At 35.8% G+C, this 7,700-nt stretch carries 1 protein-coding gene; it reads right to left on the minus strand.

Annotation, left to right across the window (positions count from 1 at the left end; all coding sequences use genetic code 11):
* Positions 1–7,228, minus strand: a 7,228-nt coding sequence (locus MBBTH_RS10760) for a Cna B-type domain-containing protein (protein ID WP_133241968.1), incomplete at its 3' end; no start/stop codon positions are given.
* Between the last annotated feature and the right edge of the window lie 472 nt (positions 7,229–7,700).

The raw sequence follows: 7,700 nt of genomic DNA on the forward strand, positions 1-7,700 counted from the left end.
TGTTCACATCATCAGCAAACAATAAAACAGTCACATTAGCAGGTCTGACACCATCCTGGTTACCATTATCAGTCCAAACTTTAACAACAGTAACATTAACCAACTCAACATCATGAGTGTTATTAATTAAAAAGTTATTGTTATCTCTGGTAATGATAGCAGTATAATTACGTACCTCAGTCTCATTAACACGATATTCGACTAAACTACCATCAGCTCTAAACTTAATTAGATCTTCGAAAGTGTGTGTCCAATTATTAGTTTCATTCAAATTGATTTCACCAACTAGTGAATCGTCAGCGAACAAGCTTACAGTTACATTATTAGGTCTGATACCATCTTGGTCTTCATTGTCTGTCCAAACTTTGACAACAGTTATATTAACTAATTCTGTGTTAGTAATAGTCCAATTATAAAGAGTGCTATTAGTTACAACACTAATATAACCAGTAACATTAATTTCTCTAATAGTATATTTGATCCTGTCATTACCATTGAAGACAGTCAAGTTAGTGAATGAATAAGACCAATTATTAGCAGCATTCAAAGTAGCGTTAGCAACGCTTACGCCATCACCAAACAACTCAACAATAATAGATTCAGGTCTAGTATTATCAGCATTATTACCATCATTCCAAACTTTAGTAACATTCACACTAGTAACGTAAGTATTGTCAATCACGAAGTCAGTAATGTTAACTATGTAATTTTCAACAGTAACTTCGCTAATAGTATAATTAATCCTGTCAATACCATTGAAGACAGTCAAGTTAGTGAATGAATAAGTCCAATTATTATCAGCATTCAAAGTACCGTTTGCGACACTTACACCATCACCAAACAACTCAACAATAATATATTCAGGTCTACTATTATCAGCATTATTACCATCATGCCAGATTTTGGTAACGTTGATATCAGTAACCAAAGTATTCACAATAGTAAATATGCCAGCAGGACTTTCAGTAATGTTAACAATATAATTATCAACAGTTAACTCACCAATTGTATAAACAACCCTTTCAGTATCATTAAAGATTGTCAAATTAGTGAAAGACCAAGTCCAATTATTAGCAGCATTCAAAACAGCAGTATCGATAGCAGTACCATTAGCTAACAACACAACAGTAATATTATCAGGTCTGGTATTATCAGCATTATCACCATCATGCCAAACTTTAGTAACATTCACACTAGTTAAAGGAATATGAATATTAGTTATAGTTAAATTAATGGAATGATCGCCAGTAATATTGGTTATTACAGTTGCATAACCATCAATTGGCACTTCTTCAATGGTATAATTAATTAAATTAATACCATCCTCATCATAGATTAATAAATCTTTGAATGAATATGTCCAATTGTTAGAACTGTCTAATACTGTTTGATTTATTAAACCTGTGTCATTATACAATAGAACTGTCACACTAGACGGCCTAATACCATCAAAGTCGTCATTATCATCCCAAACCTTAGTAACATTGATTGAGGACACATCAATAATCCTAATCCATGTTTGGTTTAAGATTTCTGTATAGTAAGTAGTTCTGTAATAAACTGCTTGAATCAGGTATCTTCCAACAGGCAATCCATTGAGGTTAAAAGATATACTACCAGAAATATCAGTTATATCACTTGGGTCTGGATAATCTCCTGCACCGATTTTGGTTACGGTATAATATATCGGTTGATTATCTTCTAAATCATCAAGATATATTTTTTCACCGTCGTCACTGTTTTCAAATCCGATAACTGGAATTTCATCGGTATTGCTTGTTGTTTTGATGGTTCGATTTCCATGATTATAGAACTCATATGTTATGTTATTTATTGTAACTTCACTTTGAGCATCCTTATTATGGATAGCATTAGCAATATTGTCTCCACCTATATGCCAAATAGTTACATTTATAGGTTCGCCTACCATGTAAGTTGTACCCTTTTCAGGAAGTATTGGCAATGCGTAAGAGAGTGCTAAGTTGTCAAAGAAGTTTGAGTCATGTACTCTTAACTTAGAGTCTTGCACATAAATTGCAGATCCGTTTCCGTATTCTGCAGTATTGTTATAGAAATTACCATCAATAGTTGCATCAGCTATATTTGATATGAAGAAAGCACCACCCATACCATAACCGTCATTGATATCTCCCAATGCGTGGTTACTATCGAATGTTGAGTTTGAAACCACTAACTCTTGAGCGTCATTGATATCTGCAAAACCACCTTTTAGAGCGGTGTTATTGAATGCATAGATATGGTCTAGATATAAATCTTCATCTGCACTATATATTCCACCACCAATTAATTCAGCATGATTTGATGAAATGTTGTTGTAGGCGAAATAAGTGATTTCGTCACCAGTTTCTCCACTTACATATATTGCTCCACCTAAAGAGTCGGCATGATTATATGTAATATTATTGTTGTCAAGTAATGTATCGGATCCAGATACGGCGATTCCTCCACCGAAGTTAGCATCATTGTAGGATATATTGTTTTGTGAAAATTCACAATCATCTCCGGTAACAAAAATTCCACCACCAGTACCTGCAGTATTGGATAAAATGTTATTATTTGCGATGTATCCTTCATCACCTGAAACATAGATAGCTCCACCAGCGTCGGCTTCATTATCTGTAAACTCGGAATTTTGAACTTTAACATTTTCACCATGAACGGATGTTGAACCACCATAAGTAGCAGTGTTATTTCTGGATGTGACATTGTCAAATGATGCGAAATCTCCACTGATATATACCGCACCACCTTCACCATCTGCTATACAATTTGAAAGTTTAACATTAGTAAAGTTACAATCATTACCTTTAACATATAATCCTCCACCATCTACAGCAGCAATATTGTTGTCCAAGTTACAATTTTCAACAACTGTATTGTCACCTGCAATATAAGAGGAACCACCATAATCAGCAGTGTTATGAATAGAAGTAACATTGTTGAAAGTATTATTATCACCTATAACGTAAATAGCACCACCATAATCAGAAGCATTACAATTGGAAAGAGCAATATTTTCAAAAGTACCATTGTGACCTGAAACAGCTAATCCACCACCATTTTCAGTAGCAAAGTTATTGTCCAAGTTACAATTTATAACAGTTGTTTCGTTACCTTCAATATATGAGGAACCTCCTTCTTCAGCAGTGTTGTGAATGGAAGTAACATTATCGAATAATGCCTTATTACCATTAACGTAAACAGCACCACCTTTAGTACCTGCTCTGTTGTTGGATGCACTTACATTGATGATTTTACTGCCTTCACCGCCACCAATATCTAAAGCTCCACCTCTTAATTCTGCGGAGTTGTTGTCCAGGTTGGAATTTTGAACGGTTACATTACTACCACGGATGAATGCGGCACCTCCAAGATAAGCGGTGTTGTTGTTAGAGATAACATCATCGAAAAGGATATTACTACCTACAATGTCGAATGCACCACCTAAACCGGACTCATCAGGCCTACTTGCGTTGAAGTTAGCCTTATTGTTGTTCAACTCTCCGCCTCTAACGGTGACACTAGTACCGTTAATGAATGCAGCACCACCACGTTCAGCAGCGTTATTATCAGCAGTAATATTAGTCAATGTAGTACCTTTGGAATTAACGTAAATACCACCACCCATAAGACCTGCCCTATTGTTGGACACGCTTACATTTTCGATATTACAGTCATCACCTGCAATGTTAATACCACCACCACGTAAGGTAGCGGAGTTATTGTCCAGGTTACAATTTATAACTGTTACATTATTACCACGGATAAATGAAGAACCTCCACGATAAGCGGTGTTATTGTTAGTGTGAACACCATCTACAATGATTTTGTCACCTACAATGTCGAATGCACCACCTAAACCGGAAGCATCAGGATTGCTTTCGTTGAGAATAGCTATATTGTTGTTCAATTCACCGCCTCTAACGATAATGTTGGTACCGTTAATGAATGCAGCACCACCACGTTCAGCAGTGTTATTGTCCGCAATAATATTGGTCAATGTAGTACCATTTGAATTAACATAAATAGCACCACCCATAAGACCAGCCTTATTGTTGGATACCTCAACATTTTCTATTTTACAATTGTCTCCTGCAACATTTATACCTCCACCACGGAGGGTAGCGGTGTTGTTGTCCAAGATACAATCTTGTACGAGGGTATTGTTACCACGTACAAATGTTGATCCTCCACGATATGCGGTGTTGTTTAGGGAAGTAACATTGATGAATTTACAGTCATTACCTAATACATCGATTGCACCACCGATACCTGAATTGTCAGGGTCGCTTTCATTGAAAATAGCTCTGTTATTACTGAATGTTGAATCTGAAACAGTAATGTTATCTCCTTCAATGAATACTGAACCTCCACGGGCAGCGGTGTTGTTGAGTGAGTCAATTTCATAAATCTTTAAGTTACTTGATTTGATGTATATTGCTCCACCTTCTCTGTCTGCGTGGTTATTGGAAACTTCAAGGTCATATACTTTACATTCTTTTCCTGCGATGTCGATTCCACCACCTCTACCGGAACCTTCGGTTCCGTTATAGAGTGCTTGGTTGTTATCTAAAGTACAGTTGTGAACTTCAGCATTGTCCCCTATAATAAAGGTAGAACCTCCTCTTGCAGCTGTGTTGTTGATGGATGTTACATTTCTAAATGTTGCATCATTACCTCTAACGTATACAGCACCACCTTCGGCACCTGCATAGTTATCGGATACTTCAACATTATAAACAGTACAATTTTCACCTAAAATGTTTAGACCTCCACCACGGAGGGTAGCGTTGTTTCCGTCAAAAGCACAGTCGTGAACAACAATGTTGTCCCCTTCAATAAAGGTTGATCCACCAAGATTTGCAGAGTTGTCGATAGATACAATATCAAAAATGTCTAAATTATCGGATTTGATGTAAATTGCTCCACCTTCATTGTCAGCATAGTTGTTGGATACATCAATATCATAAACATGACAATTAGTACCAGCAAGGTCTAATCCACCACCTCTACCGGAACCATCAGTTCCATTGGAAAGCGCTTTATTACCATCTAAAGTACAGTTGGTTACATAGATATTGTCACCTTTGATAAAAGTGGAACCTCCTCTGGTTGCAGTGTTGTTAACGGATGTTACACCAGTAAATCTAGCATCATTACCTACAACATATACAGCACCACCATCGGTACCTGCAAAGTTATCAGACACTTCTACATTGTCAACAGTACACTCGTCACCGTAAACATCCAATCCACCACCGCGTAAGGTAGCGGAGTTATCGTCAAAAGTGGAATTTCTGATAGTTGTACGGTAACCACGGATAAATCCAGCACCACCACAATTAGCAGTGTTGTTGTTACAGGTTACTGTTAAAAGAGTACAATAGTCACCAACAACATCTATAGCACCACCTAAACCTACATTAGGATCTGCAGTGTTATTAGTGAATTCTGAATTAGCAATGTAGGTATTTTGACCTATGACATAAATACCTGCACCATTGATCGCATCGTTGTTGGTAAAGTTTGAATTGATAACTCTTGTATTTGAACCTTCGATGTATACTGTACCATTGATTGCAGAGTTACTACGTAAGGTTGAATTTTCAAAATGAGTGCCCCAACCATGAATGAAAACAGCACCACCATCATTTGAAGCAGAATTGTCCTCAAAGACAGTATTGAAAATTTTGGTATTATTACCATACACATAAACAGCACCTGCATTACCTGTAGGACTAATCAGACCAACATCGGTTTGAGAACTACTTTGACCTTGAGTTTTTGCACGATTATTTTTAAAGATACAATTATCAATAGTCATATTGTTCCCTTCAATATTGTAACCCAGGAATGCATCATGTAAATACTCGATTCCACCAACCATAATAGCTGCACCTTCCCCACCAGTGTTATTAATGAATTCACTGTTTCTTATAATAACATTGTTGTGGCTTATTCCGAGTGCACCACCATATTCGGCTGATGATGTACAATTAATAAACTTACAGTTATCAAGCACTTGAGGTTCTGTAATATGGCTATCCCCTTCGTATTGACTTCCTGTGTAATTTCCATGTATATAAACTGCAAACCATCGAGAAGTAACATTGATAAAATTACAATTAGTTAAACTACTTGCAACGCGTTCGCCACCACCTGTGTATTCGTCTGAAATACAGAAAGCACCACCGTGATTAGCAGAACTTGTACCAATAAAGTTACAATCAACCAGTTTAGCACCGAAGAGTACACCTAACTGACCATGACCGTCGTCCATATTATGGTCACCTGAACCAGTATAAGTCTGACGACAGTTAGTGAAATTAACATTAGTAAATGGTACTGGTGTACGACTTACATAACATCCATATACGAAGAAAAGGTGTTCATATGACTCCAGATTATTAAAAACAACATTTGTCAAAGACCCGCTGCTGAAACGAAACATTCTTCCATTTGACCTTATATTTTCAAAAACAACGTTTTGTAAAGCAATACCAGAACTATTAGTAAATCCCCTATGGCCATCAATAGGATCAGTAGCTTGGGAACCAGAGAAAGTAAGTGCAATACCAGTACTACTAAATGTAGCCATTTGATTTGGATTCTGTTCAGTTCCTCCAACAATCCTAATATTCGAAATAGTTCTAATTTCACCCGGATTAGCAGTCAGAGTAGCCCCACCAGAATAGGTTCTACCCTCAAGATAGATTACATCTCCAGGGTCAGCATTAATGATTGCATTCATTACATCTTGCACAGTATTACCAGCCACGTATCTCGCTTGACCCAGCACAGGCTCATCATTACTAGCAGCAAGAATAGTTAAATCATTTCCAGCGCCAAGAATTGTTAAACCATTTTCATCATTACTTGCACCAAGAATATCTAAAGTATTCGCAGCGCCAAGCATTTCTACACTATTTTCCGTTTCTATATCATTACTAGAACGCAATAAATGACTTTCATTATTAACTAAATCATCATTTTCGTTTTCACTTGCCTGAGCTAACAAATTATCATTAGCTTCGTCATTAAAATCTACATTCTTATTTACAGCATCGATTGGATTTAGATCTGACAGCGAACTAAGTTCACCGGCATTTTGTTCATATGTTAGATTTTCATTTGCGCACACAAACGAAATCGAAAATATCGTTAAAAATAGCATTAAAGTTAAAAACATATATCGCTTAAAACGCATAACATTCTCCTTTTTAAACAACTTAATGCTGTTTAACTTCAATCTAATGAAATGTATTTGCCTTAATAATATAAATATTCTTTAACTTTAAATAATGAAAACTTTTTGCCCTTTAATAATATACAAATATAGAAAAAAACTGAAATTCGATACAATAAAGTACTGAAATTAGAACTTTATGTACCAATTGAAATTATGATCTTTGACATATATAAATGTTTATATTATGTCCTGAAAAAGAGAGCTGCAATATTGTTTAAATAAGTTGAGGATGTGACACGAAGTCACTATTTTTTTAATTTTATTTTGCTTATTTTTCCTTTAATTTTATATACTATGAAGTATAATCTTTTATTATAGATATTAATCTTTATGGTTGTTTTATTTATGGTTTTGAAAGATGATAATATTAATCAGACTATGTTGGTCCCTATGGACTTGCGAAACTTGATTCCTAAAGATCATCCGTGCT

It is taken from the genome of Methanobrevibacter thaueri (assembly GCF_003111625.1).
Lineage (GTDB): Archaea > Methanobacteriota > Methanobacteria > Methanobacteriales > Methanobacteriaceae > Methanocatella > Methanocatella thaueri.